The 20,801-nt window shown below is 72.2% G+C and carries 23 protein-coding genes and 1 pseudogene; 17 read left to right on the top strand and 7 right to left on the bottom strand.

The features are described 5' to 3' along the window. Positions 1 to 96: 96 nt before the first annotated feature. Positions 97 to 582 (bottom strand): DUF3806 domain-containing protein, encoded by a 486-nt coding sequence (locus tag ACSJD1_RS05550; protein ID WP_438854317.1) that lies wholly within the window; start codon positions 580 to 582, stop codon positions 97 to 99. Between the two features lie 124 nt (positions 583 to 706). On the opposite strand from ACSJD1_RS05550, the gene ACSJD1_RS05545 reads away from it, so the two are divergent. Beyond that, on the top strand, positions 707 to 1,141 hold the full coding sequence (locus tag ACSJD1_RS05545; RefSeq protein ID WP_438854316.1) for a VOC family protein: 435 nt from the start codon (positions 707 to 709) through the stop codon (positions 1,139 to 1,141). A gap of 108 nt (positions 1,142 to 1,249) precedes the next feature. Continuing rightward, entirely contained in the window at positions 1,250 to 2,149 is a 900-nt protein-coding gene (locus ACSJD1_RS05540) for an intradiol ring-cleavage dioxygenase (RefSeq protein ID WP_438854315.1), read from the top strand. Between the two features lie 51 nt (positions 2,150 to 2,200). Here ACSJD1_RS05540 and ACSJD1_RS05535 read toward each other — a convergent pair whose 3' ends face one another. Next, a complete protein-coding gene (locus tag ACSJD1_RS05535; RefSeq protein WP_438854314.1) occupies positions 2,201 to 2,671 on the bottom strand; it encodes a DUF805 domain-containing protein in 471 nt (156 codons plus the stop codon). A gap of 122 nt (positions 2,672 to 2,793) precedes the next feature. Between ACSJD1_RS05535 and ACSJD1_RS05530 the strand changes: the two genes are divergently transcribed. Both ACSJD1_RS05530 and ACSJD1_RS05525 read left to right on the top strand, forming a co-directional pair. Then, entirely contained in the window at positions 2,794 to 4,338 is a 1,545-nt protein-coding gene (locus tag ACSJD1_RS05530; protein ID WP_438854313.1) for an ATP-dependent DNA ligase, read from the top strand. Then, entirely contained in the window at positions 4,335 to 4,778 is a 444-nt protein-coding gene (locus ACSJD1_RS05525; protein ID WP_438854312.1) for a VOC family protein, read from the top strand. Before ACSJD1_RS05530 ends, ACSJD1_RS05525 begins: the two co-directional genes overlap by 4 nt. A 39-nt stretch (positions 4,779 to 4,817) precedes the next feature. Here the strand turns inward: ACSJD1_RS05525 and ACSJD1_RS05520 are convergent, their stop codons facing one another. After that, positions 4,818 to 5,435: a dihydrofolate reductase family protein gene (locus tag ACSJD1_RS05520; RefSeq protein ID WP_438854311.1), complete on the bottom strand. Its 618-nt coding sequence runs from the start codon at positions 5,433 to 5,435 to the stop codon at positions 4,818 to 4,820. Positions 5,436 to 5,622: 187 nt separating this feature from the next. Here ACSJD1_RS05520 and ACSJD1_RS05515 point away from each other — a divergent pair, with 187 nt between their 5' ends. The 4 genes and pseudogenes from ACSJD1_RS05515 to ACSJD1_RS05500 all read left to right on the top strand — a co-directional run bounded on the left by ACSJD1_RS05515 (position 5,623) and on the right by ACSJD1_RS05500 (position 7,965). Further along, positions 5,623 to 6,420, top strand: a complete 798-nt coding sequence (locus tag ACSJD1_RS05515) for a hypothetical protein (RefSeq protein ID WP_438854310.1) — start codon at positions 5,623 to 5,625, stop codon at positions 6,418 to 6,420. 20 nt (positions 6,421 to 6,440) lie between these two features. Then, positions 6,441 to 6,635: pseudogene (locus ACSJD1_RS05510) on the top strand (response regulator transcription factor); the annotation flags it as partial. Between the two features lie 48 nt (positions 6,636 to 6,683). Further along, complete coding sequence (locus ACSJD1_RS05505) at positions 6,684 to 7,307, top strand: histidine phosphatase family protein (protein WP_438854309.1); 624 nt, start codon at positions 6,684 to 6,686, stop codon at positions 7,305 to 7,307. Between the two features lie 106 nt (positions 7,308 to 7,413). After that, complete coding sequence (locus ACSJD1_RS05500; protein ID WP_438854308.1) at positions 7,414 to 7,965, top strand: hypothetical protein; 552 nt, start codon at positions 7,414 to 7,416, stop codon at positions 7,963 to 7,965. A 192-nt stretch (positions 7,966 to 8,157) separates the two neighbouring features. On the opposite strand, the gene ACSJD1_RS05495 is transcribed toward ACSJD1_RS05500, so the two are convergent. From ACSJD1_RS05495 to ACSJD1_RS05485, 3 genes are all read right to left on the bottom strand, one after another. Beyond that, a complete protein-coding gene (locus ACSJD1_RS05495) occupies positions 8,158 to 9,420 on the bottom strand; it encodes an endonuclease/exonuclease/phosphatase family protein (protein WP_438854307.1) in 1,263 nt (420 codons plus the stop codon). A 102-nt stretch (positions 9,421 to 9,522) separates the two neighbouring features. Next, entirely contained in the window at positions 9,523 to 10,272 is a 750-nt protein-coding gene (locus ACSJD1_RS05490; protein ID WP_438854306.1) for a maleylpyruvate isomerase N-terminal domain-containing protein, read from the bottom strand. 41 nt (positions 10,273 to 10,313) lie between these two features. Then, positions 10,314 to 11,558, bottom strand: coding sequence for an ROK family protein (locus ACSJD1_RS05485; protein ID WP_438854305.1), 1,245 nt, complete (start codon positions 11,556 to 11,558; stop codon positions 10,314 to 10,316). Positions 11,559 to 11,740: 182 nt separating this feature from the next. On the opposite strand from ACSJD1_RS05485, the gene ACSJD1_RS05480 reads away from it, so the two are divergent. The 6 genes from ACSJD1_RS05480 to ACSJD1_RS05455 all read left to right on the top strand — a co-directional run bounded on the left by ACSJD1_RS05480 (position 11,741) and on the right by ACSJD1_RS05455 (position 18,043). After that, the gene (locus tag ACSJD1_RS05480) at positions 11,741 to 12,988 is read left to right on the top strand and encodes an ABC transporter substrate-binding protein (protein WP_438854556.1); all 1,248 of its coding nucleotides are present in this window, start codon (positions 11,741 to 11,743) and stop codon (positions 12,986 to 12,988) included. Between the two features lie 25 nt (positions 12,989 to 13,013). Then, on the top strand, positions 13,014 to 13,979 hold the full coding sequence (locus tag ACSJD1_RS05475) for a carbohydrate ABC transporter permease (protein WP_438854304.1): 966 nt from the start codon (positions 13,014 to 13,016) through the stop codon (positions 13,977 to 13,979). Continuing rightward, the gene (locus ACSJD1_RS05470; protein WP_438854303.1) at positions 13,979 to 14,899 is read left to right on the top strand and encodes a carbohydrate ABC transporter permease; all 921 of its coding nucleotides are present in this window, start codon (positions 13,979 to 13,981) and stop codon (positions 14,897 to 14,899) included. The genes ACSJD1_RS05475 and ACSJD1_RS05470 overlap by 1 nt, the downstream gene beginning before the upstream one ends. A gap of 104 nt (positions 14,900 to 15,003) precedes the next feature. Further along, entirely contained in the window at positions 15,004 to 16,668 is a 1,665-nt protein-coding gene (locus ACSJD1_RS05465; protein ID WP_438854302.1) for a glycoside hydrolase family 13 protein, read from the top strand. 53 nt (positions 16,669 to 16,721) lie between these two features. Continuing rightward, positions 16,722 to 17,327 carry a class I SAM-dependent methyltransferase gene (locus tag ACSJD1_RS05460; RefSeq protein WP_438854301.1) on the top strand — a complete coding sequence of 202 codons (606 nt, stop codon included), beginning with the start codon at positions 16,722 to 16,724 and terminating at the stop codon, positions 17,325 to 17,327. After that, positions 17,324 to 18,043, top strand: coding sequence for an NAD-dependent deacylase (locus tag ACSJD1_RS05455; RefSeq protein ID WP_438854300.1), 720 nt, complete (start codon positions 17,324 to 17,326; stop codon positions 18,041 to 18,043). Before ACSJD1_RS05460 ends, ACSJD1_RS05455 begins: the two co-directional genes overlap by 4 nt. 219 nt (positions 18,044 to 18,262) lie before the next feature. Here ACSJD1_RS05455 and ACSJD1_RS05450 read toward each other — a convergent pair whose 3' ends face one another. Next, a complete protein-coding gene (locus tag ACSJD1_RS05450; RefSeq protein WP_438854299.1) occupies positions 18,263 to 19,000 on the bottom strand; it encodes an EI24 domain-containing protein in 738 nt (245 codons plus the stop codon). Positions 19,001 to 19,170: 170 nt separating this feature from the next. Here ACSJD1_RS05450 and ACSJD1_RS05445 point away from each other — a divergent pair, with 170 nt between their 5' ends. Genes ACSJD1_RS05445 through ACSJD1_RS05435 form a run of 3 tightly spaced genes read left to right on the top strand, consistent with a single transcriptional unit; the run spans position 19,171 to position 20,790 of the window. After that, on the top strand, positions 19,171 to 20,112 hold the full coding sequence (locus ACSJD1_RS05445; protein ID WP_438854298.1) for a cytochrome b/b6 domain-containing protein: 942 nt from the start codon (positions 19,171 to 19,173) through the stop codon (positions 20,110 to 20,112). Positions 20,113 to 20,144: 32 nt separating this feature from the next. Continuing rightward, entirely contained in the window at positions 20,145 to 20,570 is a 426-nt protein-coding gene (locus tag ACSJD1_RS05440; protein WP_438854297.1) for a DoxX family protein, read from the top strand. A 25-nt stretch (positions 20,571 to 20,595) separates the two neighbouring features. Beyond that, on the top strand, positions 20,596 to 20,790 hold the full coding sequence (locus tag ACSJD1_RS05435; protein ID WP_438854296.1) for a hypothetical protein: 195 nt from the start codon (positions 20,596 to 20,598) through the stop codon (positions 20,788 to 20,790). Positions 20,791 to 20,801 lie beyond the last annotated feature (11 nt).

Genomic DNA, 20,801 nt, shown 5'->3' with positions numbered 1-20,801 from the left:
ATGACCGCGTCGCATGGATGCGAGCTGCGTCGTCGAGCGCGACGTTATCCCTCGCGGGTTCGGCCGACAAGGGTGCGGGGCAGCCCCGTCCGGGGGTCAGCGGCGGCGGCCGCGCTCGTCGCCGTGCGCGAGTCGGCGCACGTGAGTGAGGCGCTCCGCGGTCTCGACGAGGAACGCGCCCGAGCTCTCCTCCGCATGCCAGTGCTCGTCGACGATGGTGATCGGACGGAGGAGCACCTGGCCGCGCGGCTGGTACAGGGCGAGGTCGAGACCGTCGACGTGCTCGGCCAGGCGCCATGACAGGCCGGTGCGCCGCGCGACGTACTCGCCGAACGCGGCGCCGAGGGCGTTGACCATGATGGCCGGGTCGTCGCGCTCGGGCGGGTTGATGCGCCGCCATCCGGCGGACCAGCGGTCGTAGAGCGTCTTGACCTGCTCGAGGTCGTCGGGGTCGGCGCCCGCATCGGCGACCAGCGCGACGTGCGCGTCGATCCAGTCGCGCTCGGGCTCGCCGATCTCGACCAGGCGCGGCATCGGCGGCGCGTCGTCGATCGGCGCCGTCCGGCGCGAGAAGAGGGGCACCAGACGATTCTGCCCCGAACCTCCGACCGCGACGAACGCGGGGTGACGGATGTCGCCGCCCGGGCGTAGCGTGTCGCGCATCCGCGCCGGCATCCGTCCTGCGCGACGCATCCGAGGGGGAACGATGGCCAACCTGGTCGTGCACTTCGAGATCCACGCGAGCGAGCCCCAGCGGCTCGTCGACTTCTACGGCGACCTGCTCGGCTGGCGCTTCACGCGGTTCGGCGAGATGCCGTACTGGACCATCGACACGGGCGAGGGAGCCATCGGCAACGTCGACGGGCAGCCCGGCATGGGGATCAACGGCGGGCTCACCCAGCGCGACGGACCGGCGCCCGAGATCGGTGCGCCCGTCAACGGCTGCAACCTCGTCATCGGCGTCGACGGCAGCATCGACGAGGTCATGCGTCGCGCCGTCGAACTCGGCGCGACCGAGATGCTGCCCGCGGAGGACATGCAGGGCGTCGGCCGCGTCGGCTACCTGATCGATCCCGACGGCAACGGATTCGGGCTCATCTCGCCGACGCTCTCCGACGGCACGAGCGCCATGCCGGGCTGAGCTCCTCGGGGGCGGGGTCATCGCGGGCGCATCGGATCCGCATGGTCGATGCAAAGGCGTGCCCGGCAGCGTGGTCGCGCACGCCCGCCACGAGACGAGGAGACCGCGATGGCGAACGAGAACAGGCCCATGATCGACCCCCGCTGGATCGACGAGCACGGCGAGGTGATCGACGAGGACCATCGGGGCCTCACCTACGACATCCGCACGCTCATCGACCGGCGCCGAGCGCTCGGCATCTTCGGCGGGGTCGGACTCACGTCGCTCCTCGCCGCGTGCGGCATGAGCGAGTCCGACCAGGCGGGAGCGTCCGCCGGGTCGACCGAGAGCGCCTCGCCGAGCACGTCGGCCTCGCCGAGTGCGACCGCCGCGGCATCCGGCCCCGTCGACGAGGTGCCCGACGAGACCGCCGGGCCGTACCCGGGCGACGGCTCGAACGGGGTCGACGTGCTCGACGACTCGGGCATCGTCCGGAGCGACATCCGCTCGTCGTTCGGATCGTCGACGGCGGTCGCCGACGGCGTGCCGCTCACGATCCGCCTCACCGTGCGCGACGCCGCGACCGGCAGTCCGATGGTCGGGGCGGGCGTCTACCTCTGGCACTGCGATCGCGACGGCGGGTACTCCCTCTACAGCCCCGGCCTGCAGGACGTGAACTACCTGCGCGGCGTGCAGGCGACCGATGACGGCGGCACGGTGCAGTTCACCTCGATCTACCCCGCCTGCTACACCGGCCGCTGGCCGCACATCCACTTCGAGGTGTACTCGGACGTCTCCAACGCCGTCGCGTCCGGGCCCATCGTGAAGACCTCGCAGATCGCCCTGCCCGAGGAGGTGAACGCCGTCGTCTACGCGACCTCGGGCTACGAGCAGAGCGTGCGGAACGCCGCCCGCGTGAGCCTCGCGAGCGACAACGTGTTCGGCGACGACGGTGGCATCCACCAGATCGCGTCGATGTCGGGATCGCCCTCGTCGGGCTACACCGCGGCGCTCACGATCGGCGTCTGAGACGGGCCGTCCGGCGCCGCCCGACGTGCCGACCGACCGGCGATCGACCGGTCAGGTCGTCCGGTCGTAGCGAGCGCCGGACGGGCGGCTCGGGAGCGCGAGCAGCACGAGCAGGATCACCGGTCCGGCCAACGGGATGAACAGGAAGAAGAAGAACGCGCCCGGTCGATCCGAGTCGTGGAGCCGGCGCCAGCTGATCGCGAGGAACGGAACGGTGAGTGCGAGCGAGACGATGAGACCGATGGACCAGGCCACCCAGTACCCCGGCGCGTACACCACGTCGTTGTCGGCGGTCACCGTCACGCGGGTCACGCCGGTGAGGCTCAGCACCCCCGAGATCGCGGTCCCGAGGACGACGTACGCGAGGTAGGTCCACCAGAACTCGCTGCGGCTCGCCCGGCCGGAGAACGTGGCGTACTTGCGGAAGAATCGTGAGATCGCCTGGCCGATCGTCGCGCCGTACAGCGGCTGGTCGAGCGGGACGTCGTCGGACGGTCGGACGGTCGGGGATGCTGCGGACACGAGTCTCCTTCGGTCGAGCCGGTCGCGCCCGATCGACGCGCAGGCCTCATCCTGCCCGTCCGGTCCGCCGGACCACAAGGGAGCGCGAGCGTTCTGTCGGCGGGCGGTGCGAGGATGAGCGGGTGCTGCTCGACGAGGTCGTGACGACGGTCGAGCGGGTCGCCTCCACGCGGTCGCGGCTCGCGAAGGTCGACGCGCTCGCGGGGCTGCTCGCCGGGCTCGCGGCCGACGAGATCGTGCCCGCGGTCGGGTTGCTGACCGCGAAGCCCCGGCAGGGCCGGGTCGGCGTCGGCTGGCGCACGCTCCAGGGCGGACTGGGCGGACCGGCCGACGCGGCGACGCTCGAGATCCTCGACGTCGACGATGCGCTCGAGCGGCTCGCGAACGCGGCCGGCGCGGGGTCGGCCGCCGAGCGCGCGGCCGTGCTGGCCGACCTCGGCGCGCGCGCCACCGACCGCGAGCAGGACTTCGTCTCCCGCGTGATCCTCGGCGAACTCCGCACGGGGGCGCTCGAGGGCGTCCTCACCGACGCCATCGCCCGAGCGGCCGAGCGCCCGGGCGACGTCGTGCGCCGCGCGGCGATGCTCTCCGGCGACCTCGGCGAGACCGCCCGCATCGCGCTCACGGGCGCACCGGGCGACCTGGAGGCCGTCGGGCTCCGGGTCGGGCGCCCCGTGCTGCCGATGCTTGCCGGCACCGCGCCGAGCGCCGCGGCGGCACTCGAGCAGGTGGGCGAGGCATCCGTCGAGTTCAAGCTCGACGGGGCACGGATCCAGGTGCACCGATCGGGCGACGACGTGCGCGTCTTCACGCGCAACCTCGCCGACATCACGCACCGCGTGCCCGAGGTCGTCGACGTCGTGCGCGGCCTGCCCGCGAGCGAGCTCATCCTCGACGGCGAGACGCTCGCACTCGACGAGGGCGGCGCGCCCCGGCCGTTCCAGGACACGATGGCGCGCTTCGGCGCCGAGACCGCACGCGAGGTGCTGCTGCATCCGTGGTTCTTCGACGTGCTGCACGTCGACGGGCGCGACCTCATCGACGAGCCGCTCACGGCGCGGATGAGCGAACTCGAGCGCGTCGCGGGCGGGCACCGCATCCCGGGCGAGGTCACCGCGGACCCCGAGGTCGCCGAGCGCGTGGCACGCGAGGCGCTCGCCGCCGGGCACGAGGGCGTCGTCGTCAAGGGCATCGGTGCGCCATACGCGGCCGGGCGTCGTGGTGCGAGCTGGATCAAGGTCAAGCCCGTGCTCACCTACGACCTCGTCGTGCTCGGCGCGGAATGGGGGTCGGGCCGGCGCACCGGCTGGCTGTCGAACCTGCACCTCGGCGCCCACGACCCCGACGGCGAGTTCGGCGAGCCCGGCGGGTTCGTGATGGTCGGCAAGACGTTCAAGGGACTCACCGACGAGCTGCTCCGGTTCCAGACCGAACGCTTCCCCGAGATCGAGACGCGGCGCACGGCGCATGCGGTCTTCGTCGAGCCGATCACGGTGGTCGAGATCGCGATCGACGGCGTGCAGCGCTCGAGCCGGTACCCGGGCGGCGTCGCGCTGCGATTCGCGCGCGTCAAGGCGTACCGCCCCGACAAGGGACCGGGCGACGCCGACACGATCCAGACGCTGCGGGCGCTGCTCCGCGGCGGTGGCGAAGGGGGAACGGCATGACGGATGGCGCTGAGACGGGTTCGGGCGAAGCGGGCGGAGCCGGCGCGGGGCGCGTGCGCCAACTCCGGCTCGTCGTCGAGGCCGAGGACTTCGAGGCCGCGCTCGCGTTCTTCCGCGACGTGCTCGGCATGCCCGAGCAGGAGTCGTACAGCGGCGAGGGCGGGGCGGAGGTGCGCATCCTCGACGCCGGCCGTGCGACGCTCGAGCTCTCGAACCCGGCGCAGGTCCGCTTCATCGACCGGGTCGAGACCGACGGCGGCCGCAGCGACCGCATCCGCGTCGCGCTCGAGGTCGACGACACCGCCACCGTGACCGACGACCTCGTCGCCGGGGGCGCCGAGCTCGAGGCATCCGCTCGCGAGACGCCGTGGCGCTCGGTGAACGCCCGGGTGCGGGCGCCGGCCGGGCTGCAGCTCACGATCTTCCAGGAGCTCGACTGAGGCCGGCCGGGGGACCGGCGATCCGTTCGCCGGGCGCGGTCAGCGCCCCTCCGGGTCCATGTCGATGCCCGTGACCGGCACGCCCGCGCGTTCGTAGACGAGCGAGATCGCGCCCTTCGGGAACGCGACCGGCGGCTGGGCGAGCGTGAAGGCCGCGGGAACGGTGCCCGCGTCGAAGAGCCGCTTCCCGCTGCCGAACGCGATCGGGTAGAGGTACAGGTTCAAGCGGTCCACGAGGTCGGCGGCGAGCAGCGACCGTGCGAGGGCGCCACTGCCGATCACGTGGATCTCCTCGAAGCGGTCCTTGATCGCGGGCACCTCGGCCGCGACGTGCGTCACGACGGTCGTGTTCGCCCACGTGGGATCCGCCAGGGTGTGCGAGGCCACGAACTTCGGCACCTCCTCGAACTTCGCGCCGATCGGGGTGTCGGTGTGCCGCGGCCAGTAGTCGGCGAAGATGTCGTACGTCCTGCGCCCGAGCATCAGCGCATCGAGCCGGTCGATGCCGGCGCCGATCACCTCGCCGGACGTCTCGTCGATGTACGGAGCCTGCCAACCGCCGAATGCGAAGCCGCCCTCGGGGTCCTCCTCGGGCCCGCCGGGCGCCTGGTAGACCCCATCGAGCGTGATGAACAGGTCGACGGCGAGGATGCCCATCTCGTGCTCCCTTCCCGCAGGTCACCGTAGTCGTCGGCGCCCAGGGCCGTCGAGGGGTTGCACGGGCGTCCGACCCTGTCGGCGGTCACGGGCGCGGCGTAGCATCGAGTCGCCACGGTCCCGTGCGGCGACTCGACCGGGGTGCGGCGGCGACCGTCCGCCGTGGGCCTCCAGCGGGAGGTGGACCATGTGGTCGCGACCTTCGAATGCCGTTGCCGCCGTCGTGATCGTCGCGAGCGTGGGCCTGCTGGTCAGCGCCTGCACGGCCGGGGGCACGACGGATGCCTCCTCCGGCACCCTCCCGCAGGGCGACGAGCACGTCGAACTCGACCCGGGCGAGTTCAGCGCCGACATCGACCATCCGTACTGGCCCATGGTGCCCGGGACGCAGTGGGAGTACCGCGAACTCGACGGCGAGGGCGGCGAGTTCCGCGTCGTCGTCACCGTCACGACCGACACGCGCGAGATCGCGAACGGCGTGACCGCTCGCGTCGTCCGCGACACCGTCTACCAGGGCGACACGATCGTCGAGGACACCTTCGACTGGTACGCGCAGCGCGACGACGGGTCGGTCTGGTACCTCGGGGAGGACACCGCCGAGTTCGAGGACGGCGAGATCGCGACGACCGAGGGGTCGTTCGAGGCGGGCGTCGACGGTGCGGAAGCGGGCGTGCTCCTGCCCGGCGATCCGCAGCCCGGCCAGTCGTACCGACAGGAGTACTCCCGGGGTGAGGCGGAGGACGAGGGCGAGGTCCTCCGTCTCGGCGAGCGTGCCGAGGCCCCCTACGGCGCGTACGACGACGTGCTCGTGACCCGGGACACGACGCCGCTCGAGCCGGATGTCGTGGAGTACAAGTTCTACGCCCGCGACGTCGGGCCGCTGCTCGCGATCGACGTCTCCGGCGGGTCCGGTCGCGAGGAGCTCGTCGAGGTCCGGACCGTCCCGGAGGGGACTGGGACGGGGCCGCTCGGCGAGCCGGGCTGAGCTCGGGGCGGTCCCGGATGCGCGAGCGCGACGTGATGGTCGAGGTCGCGGCCGGCTACTCGAACGCCGAGATCGCCGCGCGGCTCTACCTCGGCGAGACCACCGTCAAGACGTACGTCTCGCGCGCGCTCGCGAAGCTCGGCCTGCGCGATCGGGTGCAGGCCGTCGTCTTCGCCTACGAGAGCGGGTTGGTGCGGCCCGGCGCCGGGGGATGACCCGCGCACGCGGCATCCGTCCAGCGGGCCCCGCCTAGGCTGGAACCCATGCATCTCGCCCTCGTCCGCCACGGACAGACCGACTGGAACCTGCGCGGGCTCATGCAGGGTCGCACCGACATCCCGCTGAACGACACCGGTCGCGCGCAGGCCCGGGAGGCGTCGCGGAGCCTCGACGCGGCCGAGTGGGACGTGGTCGTCAGCTCGACGCTCGGGCGCGCGCGAGAGACCGCGGCGATCCTCGCCGACGGGCTCGGGCTCCCGGTCGTCGGCGAGTACGAGGATCTCGTCGAGCAGGACTTCGGCGATGCGGAGGGCACGCTCGTCGCGCAGATCGACGATCGGTGGCCCGGTCGCGAGTTCCCCGGCAAGGAGCCCGAGCACGAGGTCGGCCCGCGCGGGGCGCGCGCGCTCGAACGCATCGCCGCCGACCACGCCGGCGCCCGCGTGCTGGCCGTGGCGCACGGCACCCTGATCCGGCACGTGCTCGGCGAGCTCAGCGGCCACGAGGCCCGCAGCTACCCGAAGCTCGACAACCTGTCGGTCTCGAAGGTCGGGCGAGCGGATGCCGCGTGGCAGGTGCTCACCGTCGGCGGCGCGCCGTTCGACGAGGTGCTCCCGTGGCTGCTCCCCGCCGTCGGCGACGCCGCGGGGCTCGGCCGCACCGCCTGATCGGCGGACCCGCCCGCCGCGGCCCGTGTTGCGAGTTCGGAACGATCGTGCGACGGGCCGGTGACACCCCTCCCGCCCGCGCGCGCACCGGACGTATGATCCGGAAATGGAGGCACCCGGCAGCACCACGCTCGTCGTCGTCGGCGACGAGGCCGGCGCTGCGATCGGATCGCTCGCGGGCCTCGCGAACGTCGAGAGCGCGACCTTCGCCGAGCTGACGGAGGCCACCGACGCGGAGGTCGTGACGTGGTCGGCCACCTCGCAGGCGCCGTTCGTGGTGCACGACCGCGATCCGCTCGGCCACGTGGCATCCGCCTGGGTCGAGTTCTACGACGAGCGGTCGACGCTCGGGGTCCTGCAACTCGAGATCGAGCAGGTGATCGACGCCGTCGCGCGCCATGAGCTGCGCGTGCCCGACTACTACGTGGTGCTCGAACCGGAGTCGCTGCGGGGCACCTGGATGCACTGGTGGCTCGGCGTCGTCGCCGCGGCATCCCCCAATCGCGTGCTGCCATGGGAGCCGGGCGACGCGCCGCTCGCCGGGCTCATCCGCCGGCTGCCCACCGCGCGGGCGTGGCCAGACGTTGACCGCTGGCTCCCGGGCGTGGTGAAGGCCGTGCCCGATCGGTTCGGGCCCGGCCTTCCCGGCGCGGCCTGAGCGGATGCCCGTTCATCGACGCCGCAGCCGAGTATTCCGACCCCGACAGCGGCGTCCGTCAGGTCGTCGCCCGCCCACCGCGAGTGGCTCCGGTCCGAGCTCGAGCACGTGCTGGAGGCCGCGGAGGCGTCGGGCGAGCACGTCGAACGGCCCGCCCCACGCGGAGACGGGCCGTTCGATCGGACGGGAGGGTCAGCCGCGCACGTGCACGTCGACCCACACGAGCCGGTGGTCGCTCGACGGGAACGGGAACGTGCCCGTGAGCGCAGACAGCGGATCGGCCAGGAGCGGCCAGAACACGCCCGCGTCGGCAACGCGGAGGTCCTTCGACGGCAGCACGTAGTCGGCGCGGAGGTTGCCGGGGGCGGTGTCTGCGAAGTCGGCGGTGTCGTAGGCGGGGTCGCCCTCGTGCGTCAGGTTGGCGCCGCCCTGCAGCATGGAGGCCTCGACCGCGCCCTTCGAGGTCGGCAGCGGGTCGGTGATGCGCGGGTGGTCGAGCAGCTGCTGGATCGCATCCGCCGTCGAGTCGCCGTCGACGGGGTCGGCGTTCTGGTCGCCGAGGATCACGAACGACGAGCCCGGCTGCAGGCCGCCCCTCGCGCCGGTGTCGTCGTAGATGTAGCGCGAGGTCGCGCCGGGCGTCACGTAGTCGGCCCAGAAGCGGATCTCGTCGTGGTTGCGGGTGCCGTTGCGGTCCTCGGCGCCGTCGAACGTCGGCGGCGTGGGGTGCGAGACGAGGACGTGCACGGTGCGCCCGTCGATGTCGACGGGGACGTCCCAGTGCGACTTGCTCGAGAGGCGGAACACGTCGAGTTCCTCGGGCGAGTACCAGTCGGCCGGTGCCGCGGTGTTCGGGTCGTCGGGAAGCAGCGCACCCGGCATGTCCTTCCACAGGAAGTGCTGGAAGGTGCGCACCGCGTCGTGGTCGATGGGGTGCTTCGAGAGCACGGCCATGCCGTACTGCCCGGGGAAGAAGCCGAAGCCGAACGCGTCGTCGCCGCCGCCGATGACGCCGTTGTTGTTGAGGTCGAACCCGCTCGGCACGCCCGTGTTCGAGGGCGCGACGAACGCGTACGGGTACTCGACGGGGTCGGCCCCGCCCTGCGAGACCTCGAGGTAGTTCTCGCGGAACAGGTCGACGGCGGAGCCGCCCGGTTCGTAGTCGAACTCGTTGAGCAGCACGATGTCGGGGTTCGCGCGCTGGATGATCTCGGCGACCGTCTTCGCCTGCGCGTTCGCGCCCGTGGAGAGGTCGGCGAGGAGCTGGCCGGGTGCGTTCCGGTTGAGGGAGAGGTTGTAGGTCGCGACGCGCACCGTGTCGGCGCGACCGGGCGTGCCGCCCGGCGCCGCCTGCGCGGGCGCTGCCACGGCTCCGGCGACGAGCGCCAGGGCCGCGGAGGCGACGAGTGAGGCGCGGAGGGCGGTGCGGGAACGGTCGGATCGTCTCGTGGACATGCGAGCTCCTCTGCTGGCGGTTCCGTCTGCGGCCCACGGTAGGGCGTCCGGGTTGCCGCCGGAAGAAGCGTGCGCGAACGAGCAGGAACGGTCGGGTGGTGCTCAGAGGTGCACGGGCGTGGTCGCGAAGGTCACCGCGAGGGCGTCGTCGCCCTGCACCCGGAACCGGCGGTCCGGTGCCGCGAGGTCGGCACGCTCCCAGAGCAGGAGCACGAGGTCGCCGACGTCCGCGGTGATCGTCGTGCCGGGTTCCTCGCCCGATGTCGCGTCGGGCGCGACCCGCTCGAGCACCCAGGCAGGGGTGACGCGCCAGCTGTCGTCCGTGTCGGCCGCGACGAGCGCGACCGTGCCGCCCAGCGGTTCGATGCCCCGACGGCGCGCCTCCGCCATGAAGACCTCGCCGAACTCGTCCACCGCGTCCGCCGCGCCCTCGCGGCTCACCTCGCGAGGCAGCCGCGGATCGGACTCGGCCGCGGTGCGCAGGTCCCAGAGGTGCTTCGTCGCCTCGTGCGCCATCCGTCGACGCCAGAACCGCGTCGGTCCGGTCGCGCCGTACAGGATCGGAACGATGCGGTCGGGGTCCGCGCCCTCGAGCACCGACACGAGTGCGTCGCTCCCCTCGCGGAACCAGGGCGCGCGATCGGCGTCCGCCGGCCGGCGGAACTCGCGACGGTCGGCCGGTGCGCCCGTGCGCACGACCTCGGCCGCCCAGCGCTGGATGTTCCCGAGGTGGTCGACGATCCGCCCCGCGGTGGGCCAGATCGCCGATCGCACGGGCGCCACGGGGTCGGTCAGCGCGGCCGTCGCGGCGAACGCCGTCGTGACGGCTCGGAGGTCGCTGAGGGACGACATGCCCCCATCCTGCCGCGTGCCCGGGGTTCGTGCGCGGGCGATCACGCCGCGGGACGCGCCGACGGGGTCAGGTCGAGCGCGCGGCTGCGGACCTCGCCGAGCGCGTGCTCGATCGCCCCGATGGTCACGCTGTCCTCGCCGAGCGCGGAGCGACGCAGCTCGGGCGCGGTCGGGTCGTCGCTGTCGTCGAGGATCCGGCCCGCGCGCTCGATGACGTCGGGCAGCGTCTCGGCGACGGCACCGCCGACCACGACCCGGTCGACGTCGAGGAGGTCGCCGAGGACGAGGCAGATGCGCGCGAGCCGCTCGGCCAGCCGATCGATGATCGCCACGGCGGCGGCGTCGCCGGATGCCGCGGCATCGCCGACGGCGGCCTCGTCGAGCGTGGCCGGGTCGAGGCCCGCGAGCGCGCCGTCACCGGCCCGGCCCTGTTCGATCGACTCGACCGCCCAGCGCCGGGCGAGGAGGGCGAGGCCGTCGGCCGAGCCGACGCCGTCGACGTGGTCGAGGAAACGCAGCTCGCCGGCCGCGCCGCGCCGGCCGCGGATCAGCCGGCCGTCGATCATGAGGCCCGCGCCCATGCCCTCGCCGGTCATGAGCGCGATGAAGGACTCGGCGTCGCGGCCCCCGCCGTTCGGCGCGGCGCGTTCGGCGATCGCAGCCAGGTTCGCGTCGTTCTCGATCGTCACCACGCCCGCGTCGTCGCGGAGGAGCTCCGCGTAGTCGGGGTTGACCAGTCGCCAGAACCAGTTCTCGGCGGGGGAGGCGCCGTCGCGGTCGACGGGCGCCGGCACGGCGACCGTGATCGCCAGCACGGCCGACGGGTCGACGCCGGCGTCGGCCAGGGCGCCGTCGATCGCGGTGCGCGCGAGCGCGCGCCGCTGGGCGGCATCGGCGAGCCGTTCGGACCGGTCGGGCCGGACGGCGGGGATGACCACGCCATGGCGGCCGATCGGCGTTCCGCGGAGGTCGGCGACGGCCGCCGAGACGTGGTCGTGGCCGGCGTCGACGCCGATCACGACGGCGGCACGGTCGCGGAGCGCGTAGCGGCGGGCGGGGCGTCCCTTCGTGTACGCGCCGACGGCGCGCGCGTCGCCGAGCTCCTCGAGCCAGCCCTGCCGCAGCAGCTCGTCGCACACCCCGATGACGGTGGAGCGAGTCAGCCCCGTGGCCGCCATCGCGTCGCTCGCCGTGAAGGCGCCGGTACGCCAGGCGTGGTCGAGGATCCGCCGCGCGTTCACCCGCCGGAGTACCTGCGGCGACGTCGCCGCCCCGTTCCCGTCCATGCACTTGACCTTTCCGTCGTCCTCAGTAATTATTTACGACACAGAGTAAATCTACACTCCAAATTTACAAGACGGCGTCGTCGGCACCGGCAGCGACGCCCCATCCCGGAGGAGACGACGACGTGCCCCACCGACCATCCAGCCCCAGCCGCCGCGCGGGCGCGGTGCCCGGCTCCCGCCGCATGCGGGCCCGCCTCGGCGCCGCTGTCGCCGCCGTCGTCGCCACCGGCCTCGCCCTCAGCGGCTGCTCCGGTGCCGGCAGCGGCCCTGAGGACATCACGTTCCTCCTGAGCAAGCCCGAGGCCATCCCGTACTTCCAGGACGTCGTCGCCGAGTTCAACGACTCCCAGTCCGACGTGCACGTCACGCTCGACTCGGCCTCGAACCTCTCGGCCGGCTTCCTCCGCGGCAACCCGCCCGACGTCGGGCTGCTCAACTACAACTACGAGATGGCGCGCTTCATGGAGCGCGGCGCACTCTCCGACCTCTCCGACATGCCCGAGGCCGACCGCATCCGCCCTGACGTGCAGGAGCTCGTCGACCAGTACGCGACCTATCCGGGCCGCACCAGCGTGCTGCCGTACTCCGTGGCCGCGGCATCCGTCATCTACAACGTCCGGATGTTCGAGGAGCAGGGCATCGAGGTGCCGACCACTTGGGACGAGCTCATCGCGGCCTGCGAGACGCTCGAGGCCGCATCGATCACCCCGATCTACGGCACGTACAAGGACGCGTGGACGGTTGCGCAGGGCCTCTTCGACTACAGCGTCGGCGGCACCACCGACGTACCGGAGTTCCTCGCCGCGCTCGACGAGGAGGGCACCGACGTCGGCCCCGACTCGCCGGTGTCGTTCCAGAAGACGATCCTCGACCCCGTCGAGCAGATGGAGCAGCTCGCCGCCTACACGAATCCGGACGCCCCGAGCCGGGGCTACGGCGACGGCAACGTCGCCTTCGCGAACAGCCAGGCCGCGATGTACTTCCAGGGTCCGTGGGCGCTCGGCGAGATCGCCAAGACCAGTCCCGACCTCGAGCTCGGGACCTTCCCGCTCCCGATGACGACGGACCCCGACGACCTGAAGGTTCGCGTGAACCTCGACCTGGCCCTCTGGGTCCCGGAGGCGAGCAACAGCAAGGAGGCGGCGCGCACGTTCGTGTCCTACCTCATGCAGCAGGACGTGATGGACGCCTACAACGCCGCCTTCCTCGGCTTCGGCACCACGACGGATGCCGCGCCCGTCACCGACGAGCGGATCCTCGGCATGCAGGAGTACTACGACGCCGGCGAGTTCTACCAGGGGCTGTCGCGGTCGGTGCCGCTCACCATCCCGATCGACAACTACATCCAGGCGATGGTCACGGGCGCGAGCGTCCCGGCGACCCTCGCCACCATCGACGCGGACTGGGCGCGACTCGCGCTGCGCGGCTGACGGCGATTCGAAAGGACATCCCGACATGAGCACTCCGGTCACCACCGCCGCGGCATCCGCCGGCTCCCTCGTCGACGAGGCCGAGCACGGCCGGGCCGACCACCTCGCCGGCGCCCGACACGACCGACGCGGTCGCACCCGCGTCGATCCGATCTACTACTGGTTCCTCGTCCCGACGCTCGCGCTCTTCACGCTGGCGATCACGGTCCCGGCGGTGCTCGGCATCTTCTACTCGTTCACGAACTTCATCGGCTTCGGCGACTGGGAGTTCGTGGGCCTCACCAACTACGTGGCCGCCTTCTCCGACCCGGCCATCCTCGCCAGCTACGGGTTCACCTTCGGCTTCGCGATCGTGACGGTGCTCCTGGTGAACGTCATCGCGTTCCTGCTCGCCGTCGGGCTCACGGCCAAGATCAGGTTCAAGGCGGGGCTCCGCGCCGTGTTCGTGATCCCCATGGTCATCTCGGGCATCGTGATCGCGTACGTCTTCAACTTCCTGTTCTCGAACTCGGTGCCCGCGCTCGGCACGTCGCTCGGGATCCCGTGGCTGTCCGAGTCGATCCTGGCCAATCCCGACCTGGCATGGCTCTCGATCGTCATCGTCACCGCCTGGCAGTCGATCCCCGCGACGCTGCTCATCTACATCGCCGGGCTGCTCTCCATCCCCGGCGAGGTGTACGAGGCCGCCGACATCGACGGTGCCGGGCCGGCCAGGCGGCTCTGGTCGGTGACGCTCCCGCTCGTCTCCGGCTACGTCGTGATCAACATGATCCTGGGCTTCAAGAACTACCTGAACGTCTACGACGTGATCGTCGGCCTCACCAACGGCGGGCCCGGCACGTCCACCCGCAGCATCGCGATGACGATCTTCACGGGCTTCACCGGCGGCGACTACGCCTACCAGATGGCCAACGCCACGATCTTCTTCATCATCGCGGTCGCCATCTCGGTGCTCCAACTCCGAATCACCCGCGGAAAGGCGGAGATCTGATGACCCAGACAGCAGCGAAGCGCACGCCCGCTTCCGTGACCCCCGTCCCCGGCCGCGACGGCGCGGCGGTCGCCATCCGCCGCCGCGGCAGGGTGGGCCAGGAGAAGACCAGCTGGACGACCATGGTCATCCTGCTCCTCTGCGCCATCACGGTGATCCTGCCGCTCTACGTCACGATCTCGATGTCGCTGAAGTCCACGTCGCAGGCGGTCGACGGCAACGCGTTCTCGCTGCCGGCGCCGATCGACTTCTCCGGGTTCGTCCAGGCGTGGGAGCTGACGAACTTCCCGGTGGCCTTCACGATCTCGCTGCTCGTGACCGCGGGCACCGTCATCGGCACCGTGCTCCTCGCGTCGCTCGCCTCGTACGCGATCGTGCGCAACTGGGAGCACCGGTTCTTCCGCTGGTCGTTCTTCTACCTGCTGGCGGCGATGTTCCTGCCGTTCCCGGTCGTCGCGCTCCCGCAGATCCAGCTCACCGGCCTCACCGGGCTCGCGAATCCGGTCGGCGTCACGATCCTGCACATCATGTTCCAGCTCTCGTTCAGCATCCTCCTGTTCACGGCGTTCCTGCGGTCGATCCCGCTCGAACTCGAGGAGAGCGCCCGGATCGACGGGGCGACGACCTGGCAGACCTTCCGGCAGCTGATCTTCCCGCTGCTCGCGCCCATGAGCGCGACGGTCGCGATCTTCGCGTTCCTGGCGTCCTGGAACGACTTCATGATGCCGTCGCTGATCATCGCCGATTCCGCGCAGCAGACGCTGCCGGTCGTGCAGTCGATCTTCCAGACCCAGTTCAGCAACAACTACAACGTGTCGTTCGCCTCGTACCTCATGGCCATGGCGCCCGCCATCGTCGTCTACCTCTTCACCCAGCGATGGGTGATGGAGGGCGTGACGCAGGGCGCCGTGAAGGGCTGATCGAACGCGGCCGCTCGGTGCCGCGGGCCCCGGTCCGCGGCACCGAGCCTTGTCCGAGCCCGTCACCACCACCACCACCACTCCGGAAAGGACCTTCCCGCACCATGAGCGACGTGCTCGCACGCCCCCACCTCGACCGACTCAGCGACGACGCCGACTGGTGGCGCCAGGCCACGGTCTACCAGATCTATCCCCGCAGCTTCGCAGACGCGGACGGCGACGGGATCGGCGACCTGCGCGGCATCCGCGCCCGCGTGCCGTACCTGCAGGCCCTCGGCATCGACGCCGTCTGGATGAGCCCGTTCTACCCGTCGGCGCTCGCCGACGGCGGGTACGACGTCGACGACTACCGCGACGTCGACCCCCGGCTCGGCACGCTCGCCGACTTCGACGACCTGGTCGCGGAGCTGCACGAGGCCGGCATCCGGGTCATCATCGACATCGTCCCGAACCACACGTCCGATCGGCACGAGTGGTTCCGCGAGGCGCTCGCCTCGCCGCGCGGCTCGGCCGCCCGCGCCCGCTACGTGTTCCGTGACGGGCTCGGCCCGAACGGCTCGCTGCCGCCGGCCGACTGGACGAGCGCGTTCGGCGGGCCCGCGTGGGAGCCCGTCGGCGACGGCCAGTGGTACCTCCACTACTTCGCGACCGAGCAGCCCGACCTCAACTGGGACAACCGCGAGGTGCGCGACGACTTCCTGCGCACGCTGCGATTCTGGTCGGATCGCGATGTCGACGGGTTCCGCATCGACGTCGCGCACGGGCTCGCGAAGCGTCTCGACGACGAACTGCCCGACCAGGCCACGCTCGACGCGCTGCCGCGCGACGGCGCCCACCCGCTCTGGGACCGCGACGAGGTTCACGAGATCTACGCCGAGTGGCGTCGCGTGTTCGATGAGTACACGCCGCCGCGCACCGGGGTCGCGGAGGCGTGGGTCGAGTCGCACCGCCGGCCGCGGTACGCGAGCGTCGACGGGCTCGGGCAGGCGTTCAACTTCGACCTGCTCGAGGCGTCGTTCGACGCCGCCGAGTTCCGCCGCATCGTCGACGCCAACCTCGCGCTCGCCGCGGCGTCGGGGTCGTCGACCACCTGGGTGCTCTCGAACCACGACGTGGTGCGGCACGCGACGCGCTACGGGCTGCCGGAGCCGACCGCACCAGGCGAGAAGCACGGCGCGGCATGGCTGCTCTCGGGAGGGACGACCCCCGCGCTCGACCGCGAGCGGGGGCTCCGGCGCGCCCGCGCCGCGTCGCTGTTCGTGCTCGGCCTGCCGGGCTCGGCCTACCTGTACCAGGGCGAGGAGCTCGGGCTGCCCGAGGTCGCCGACATCCCCGCCTCGCAGCGGCAGGACCCCGCGTACTTCCGGAACCCCGGCGTCGACATCGGCCGCGACGGATGCCGCGTTCCGCTGCCGTGGACGGCCGACGGCGACTCGTTCGGGTTCGGGCCCGACGGCGCGCACCTGCCGCAGCCGACGTGGTTCGGCGACTACTCCGTCGAGGCGCAGCGCGACGACCCCGACTCGACCCTGTCGCTGTACCGTCGCGCGCTCGCGCTGCGCCACGAGCTCAAGGCCGCGGAGGAGCTCGAGTGGGTGCCGACCGCCGAGCCCGACCTCGTGCACTTCCGGCGGCCGGACGGATGGGAGGTCGTGGCCAACTTCGGCACCGAGCCCGTGCCGCTGCCCGAGGGGTCGGTGCTCGTCGCGAGCGGCGACCTCGTCGGCGGCACGCTGCCCGGCGAGACGACGGCCTGGCTGCGTCGCTGAGCGACGCGCCGGCCGCTTGACGAGCGGGGCGCCGCGTGGTCGCATGACCTGTGATGGTTGCCACGCGGCCCCCGCTCATCACCGACGACGAGCTCGACGACCTCGAGCGCGAGGCGATCGGGCGCGTCCGCGGGCGGGTGCTCGAGATCGGCGCCGGCGAAGGTGAGAACTTCGGGGCGTTCGACCCCGAGGTCGAGTGGATCGGCCTCGAGCCCGACTCCGATCGCCGCCGCGAACTCGCGCAGCGCGCTCGGGAGTGGAAGCACGCGCGGGATCCGCTCGACGCGGTCGCCGAACGGATCCCCCTGGACGACGCGTCAGTCGACGCCGTCGTCGGCACGTACGTGCTCTGCTCGGTCACCGACCAGGCGACGGCGCTCGCCGAGGTCCGGCGCGTGCTCCGCCCCGGCGGCACGGTCGTCTTCGTCGACCACGTCGCCGCGCCGCCCGGCACGCTGAAGCGCGGCATCCAGCGGGTCGTCACGCCGTTCTCGCGACGCTACTGCCACGGATGCCACTGGGACCGCGACACGGGCGCCGCGCTCGCCGCAGCGGGCTTCGAGGCCGACCAGGCGCGCCTCGTGCGGGTGCCCTCGTTCCCGTTCGGACCCACCCGCGTGCTCGTGTTCCGCGGGCGCGTGCCCGGCGAGGTCGCGTGACGCCCGGCGTCGGCGGGCCCCCGCGCATCGTCGTGCTGACCGGTGCCGGAATCTCCGCGGAGAGCGGCGTGCCGACCTTCCGCGACGCCGGCGGGCTCTGGGAGGGCCACCGCGTCGAGGACGTCGCGACTCCGGAGGCATTCGAACTCGATCCCGATACCGTGCAGCGCTTCTACGATGCGAGGCGCCGGGCCGTGGCATCCGTCGCCCCGAACCCGGCGCACCACGCGCTCGCCGCGCTCGAGCGCGCGGTCGGCGACGACCTGCTCGTGGTCACCCAGAACATCGACGACCTGCACGAGCGCGCCGGGTCGACGCGCGTGCTGCACATGCACGGCGAACTCGGCCGAGTGCGGTGCGTCGCGTGCGAGGCGCGCACCGAGGCGCCCGGCGACCTCCTTCCCGGTCCGCCGTGCCCGAGCTGCGGCGAGCGGACGCTGCGCCCCGACGTCGTTTGGTTCGGCGAGATGCCCTACGGGCTCGACGAGATCGACGTCGCGCTCGCCGGGTGCGACGCGTTCGTGGCGATCGGCACCTCTGGTGCGGTGCACCCGGCCGCGGGATTCGTGCTCACCGCGTCGGCCTTCGGTGCGAGGACCCTCGAGCTGAACCTCGCAGAGAGCGAGATCACCCCGTTCTTCGCCGAGTCCCGAGTCGGACTCGCGAGCCTGCTCGTGCCCGAGTGGGTCGGCGAGGTGCTCCGCGAGGCGAGCTGAGGCGAACGACGACGGATGCCGCGGTGCGTGGGCTGCCGCCGCGGCACCCGCCGCCGGGTCCCCGGGTCGAGTGGTCGTGTCCCCCTCCGAGCGCTCGCCCGGACGCCGGCGGGGCCTCGCGCCGCGCCGCGGACGACGCGGCGCGAGGGTGACCCGCCATCACCTACTTCCGGAGGAATGCTCGGATCGGATGCACCCGGAGCGAGATCCGCTCGGAGGTCACGGCGACGGATCGACCACCGCCGACCGCGCGAGCAGGGTCGCCCCGGCGACCGCGGCCGGCATGGTCGCGACCGCCCCGAGCGGCACGAGGAAGCAGAGCTGGGTTGCGACGCCGAAGCCGAGGAACCGCCATCGGTTCGCACGCAGCAGCGCGCGACGATGCTCCGGTGGGATGCCCCGCGCGTCGAGTGCGCGCGCCGTGAGCTCGCGCGCGAGCAGCCGCCCCGTGAGCACCGCGCCGAGGATCGCCGCCACGACGGCGCCGACGACCGGGACCACGCCGACGAGCCCGACGAGCACGGCGGAGAGCAGGCCCTGCAGGACCAGCACGAGCGACCCGCGCACCCCGCTCCAGAAGCCGGGAGCCTCGCCGGGCGGGGCACCGCCGGCGTCGGTCTCGACCGCCGCCCAGATGCGCTCGTAGAACGGGTCGCCGACGATGAGCGTGAGCGCCGTGAACGTCACGAACGCCAGCACCGCCGCCCCCGCGAACACGACGACCGCGACGAGCGTGCGGAACGCGAGCCGCCAGAAATCCTGCCAGGCGTCGGCGAACGGGGTGGCGAGGTCGACCAGGCCGGGCAGGCCGACTCCGAGCGCCACGAGCCCCCAGACGAGCAGGGTGAACACGATGGCGGCCGGCACCAGCCCAAGCAGCATCACGCCCGGATCGCGCCGCCAGAACGCGAATCCGCGCAGCAGCATGCGGGCCCCGTCGACCAGATCGTGCAGCACCGGGCCAGCATATGGTCGCGCACCCGGTGCGACGCGGTGTTGCGCGCGCGTCACGCGCTCCCAGCCGACGGCGATATCGTCGGAGGCATCCGTTTCACGCCCGGTGGGCGCCTGCGCCGCCCGGGCAGCCGGCCGCCGCCGGAACCCGTTGGAGAAGGACCCGACGCCGCATGACCACGACCCCCACGACGTCCGCCCGCGCCGCCGAATGGTGGAAGGCGCAGCGCACGCGCGTGCTCTGGGGTGCCGTGATCGCGGTCGTCGCGTTCGCCGTGACCGTGGTCATCGCCCGGCTCATCGTCGGCGTACCGGCCGTGCAGTCGTTCCTCGAGGCGTATCCGGGCATCGTGCCGCCGCCCGAGGGCACGCCGGTGGGCATCCCGTGGTGGCTCGGGTGGCAGCACTTCCTCAACGCGTTCTTCCTCGTGCTGCTCGTGAAGACCGGGCTCGAGCTCCGCGGCAAGCGCCGCCCGCCCGGGTTCTGGACGCGCGACAACACGCGGTGGCCGCGCACGAAGCGCGCGCCCCGCCGCCTCGGCATCTGGCTCTGGTTCCACCTCTGGCTCGATGCCCTCTGGGTGCTCGTGGGCATCACCTACATCGTGCTGCTCTTCGCGACCGGCCAGTGGCTCCGGATCGTGCCGACCGACTGGGCGGTGATCCCCAACGCGATCTCCGCCGCGCTGCAGTACGCATCGCTCGAGTGGCCGACCGAAGACTCGTGGATCGTCTACAACGCGCTGCAGCAGCTGGCCTACTTCACGGTCGTGTTCATCGCGGCGCCGCTCGCGTTCATCACCGGGCTGCGGCTGTCGTCGATCTGGCCCGTCGAGGGGCGCTGGGCGTCGGCGAGGACCGAGCGGATGGCGCGTGCCGTCCACTACCCCGTGATGCTGTTCTTCCTCGCCTTCACGTTCGTGCACGTCGTGCTCGTGCTCTCGACGGGCGCCCTTCGGAAGCTCAACCAGATGTACGCGGCGCGCGACGCCGACGACTGGGTCGGCGTCGTGATCTTCGCGCTGTCGGTCGTCGTCATGGTGGTCGCGTGGTTCGTCGCGAAGCCCCCGCTGCTGAAGCGCATCGCCGCGAGGTCCGGACGCGTCCAGGGCTGACGGCCTCGGCGGCGCTGCCTAGGCTCGACCGCATGACCCGTTCGCCATCAGTGCCACCGTCGACGCCCGCGCGCACCGCCGGCCGTCGGTTCCTCGCCGCGAGCCTCGTGTTCGCGGGCGTCTCCCACCTCACCTGGGCGAGGCGCGAGTTCCGTGCCCAGGTGCCACCGTGGGTGCCGATGGATGCCGACGCAGTGGTCGTCGGTTCGGGGGTCGTCGAGGTCGGGCTCGGCGCCGCGCTCGTCGTGCTCCCGCGGGAGCGGTCGCGCGTCGGCTGGATCGTGGCGGCCTTCTTCGCCGCAGTGTTCCCAGGCAACATCGCGCAGTGGCGCGAGCGCCGCGACGCGTTCGGGCTCACGACCGACCGCGCGCGGTTCGTTCGACTGTTCTTCCAGCCGCTGCTCATCGGGCTGGCGCTCTGGTCCACCCGGCCGCCGCGCGGTGGGATGACGCGGTGAGTCCACGCCGGGCTAGGCTCGAAGGATGAGCCGCACCGTCTGGACCGTCCTCGGCGTCATCGCCGCCGTCGTGATCGCGTGGGTCCTCGTCGACGTGGTCTTCAGCGTGTTGTGGTTCGTCGTGAAGCTGGCCATCGTGGGCGTCGTCGCAGTCGCCGTGTTCTTCTGGCTGAAGTGGCTCGTGACCCGCCGCGACGAGCGACGGGCGGTCGAGCGATAGCGGACGATCGC

It is taken from the genome of Agromyces excoecariae, assembly GCF_051715505.1.
Lineage (GTDB): Bacteria > Actinomycetota > Actinomycetes > Actinomycetales > Microbacteriaceae > Agromyces.
Note: the sequence above shows the minus strand (reverse complement) of the source record. Positions and strands in the feature narration are given on the sequence as shown.

Excerpts from the sequence above, each read along its gene's own strand:
- ACSJD1_RS05460 (WP_438854301.1), top strand. The coding sequence starts at position 16,722 with ATGGTTGCCACGCGGCCCCCGCTCATCACCGACGACGAGCTCGACGAC.
- ACSJD1_RS05485 (WP_438854305.1), bottom strand. The coding sequence starts at position 11,558 with ATGGACGGGAACGGGGCGGCGACGTCGCCGCAGGTACTCCGGCGGGTG.
- ACSJD1_RS05465 (WP_438854302.1), top strand. The coding sequence starts at position 15,004 with ATGAGCGACGTGCTCGCACGCCCCCACCTCGACCGACTCAGCGACGAC.
- ACSJD1_RS05520 (WP_438854311.1), bottom strand. The coding sequence starts at position 5,435 with ATGGGCATCCTCGCCGTCGACCTGTTCATCACGCTCGATGGGGTCTAC.
- ACSJD1_RS05505 (WP_438854309.1), top strand. The coding sequence starts at position 6,684 with ATGCATCTCGCCCTCGTCCGCCACGGACAGACCGACTGGAACCTGCGC.
- ACSJD1_RS05525 (WP_438854312.1), top strand. The coding sequence starts at position 4,335 with ATGACGGATGGCGCTGAGACGGGTTCGGGCGAAGCGGGCGGAGCCGGC.
- ACSJD1_RS05545 (WP_438854316.1), top strand. The coding sequence starts at position 707 with ATGGCCAACCTGGTCGTGCACTTCGAGATCCACGCGAGCGAGCCCCAG.
- ACSJD1_RS05495 (WP_438854307.1), bottom strand. The coding sequence starts at position 9,420 with ATGTCCACGAGACGATCCGACCGTTCCCGCACCGCCCTCCGCGCCTCA.
- ACSJD1_RS05540 (WP_438854315.1), top strand. The coding sequence starts at position 1,250 with ATGGCGAACGAGAACAGGCCCATGATCGACCCCCGCTGGATCGACGAG.
- ACSJD1_RS05435 (WP_438854296.1), top strand. The coding sequence starts at position 20,596 with ATGAGCCGCACCGTCTGGACCGTCCTCGGCGTCATCGCCGCCGTCGTG.
- ACSJD1_RS05470 (WP_438854303.1), top strand. The coding sequence starts at position 13,979 with ATGACCCAGACAGCAGCGAAGCGCACGCCCGCTTCCGTGACCCCCGTC.
- ACSJD1_RS05440 (WP_438854297.1), top strand. The coding sequence starts at position 20,145 with ATGACCCGTTCGCCATCAGTGCCACCGTCGACGCCCGCGCGCACCGCC.
- ACSJD1_RS05515 (WP_438854310.1), top strand. The coding sequence starts at position 5,623 with ATGTGGTCGCGACCTTCGAATGCCGTTGCCGCCGTCGTGATCGTCGCG.
- ACSJD1_RS05445 (WP_438854298.1), top strand. The coding sequence starts at position 19,171 with ATGACCACGACCCCCACGACGTCCGCCCGCGCCGCCGAATGGTGGAAG.
- ACSJD1_RS05500 (WP_438854308.1), top strand. The coding sequence starts at position 7,414 with ATGGAGGCACCCGGCAGCACCACGCTCGTCGTCGTCGGCGACGAGGCC.
- ACSJD1_RS05480 (WP_438854556.1), top strand. The coding sequence starts at position 11,741 with ATGCGGGCCCGCCTCGGCGCCGCTGTCGCCGCCGTCGTCGCCACCGGC.
- ACSJD1_RS05475 (WP_438854304.1), top strand. The coding sequence starts at position 13,014 with ATGAGCACTCCGGTCACCACCGCCGCGGCATCCGCCGGCTCCCTCGTC.
- ACSJD1_RS05490 (WP_438854306.1), bottom strand. The coding sequence starts at position 10,272 with ATGTCGTCCCTCAGCGACCTCCGAGCCGTCACGACGGCGTTCGCCGCG.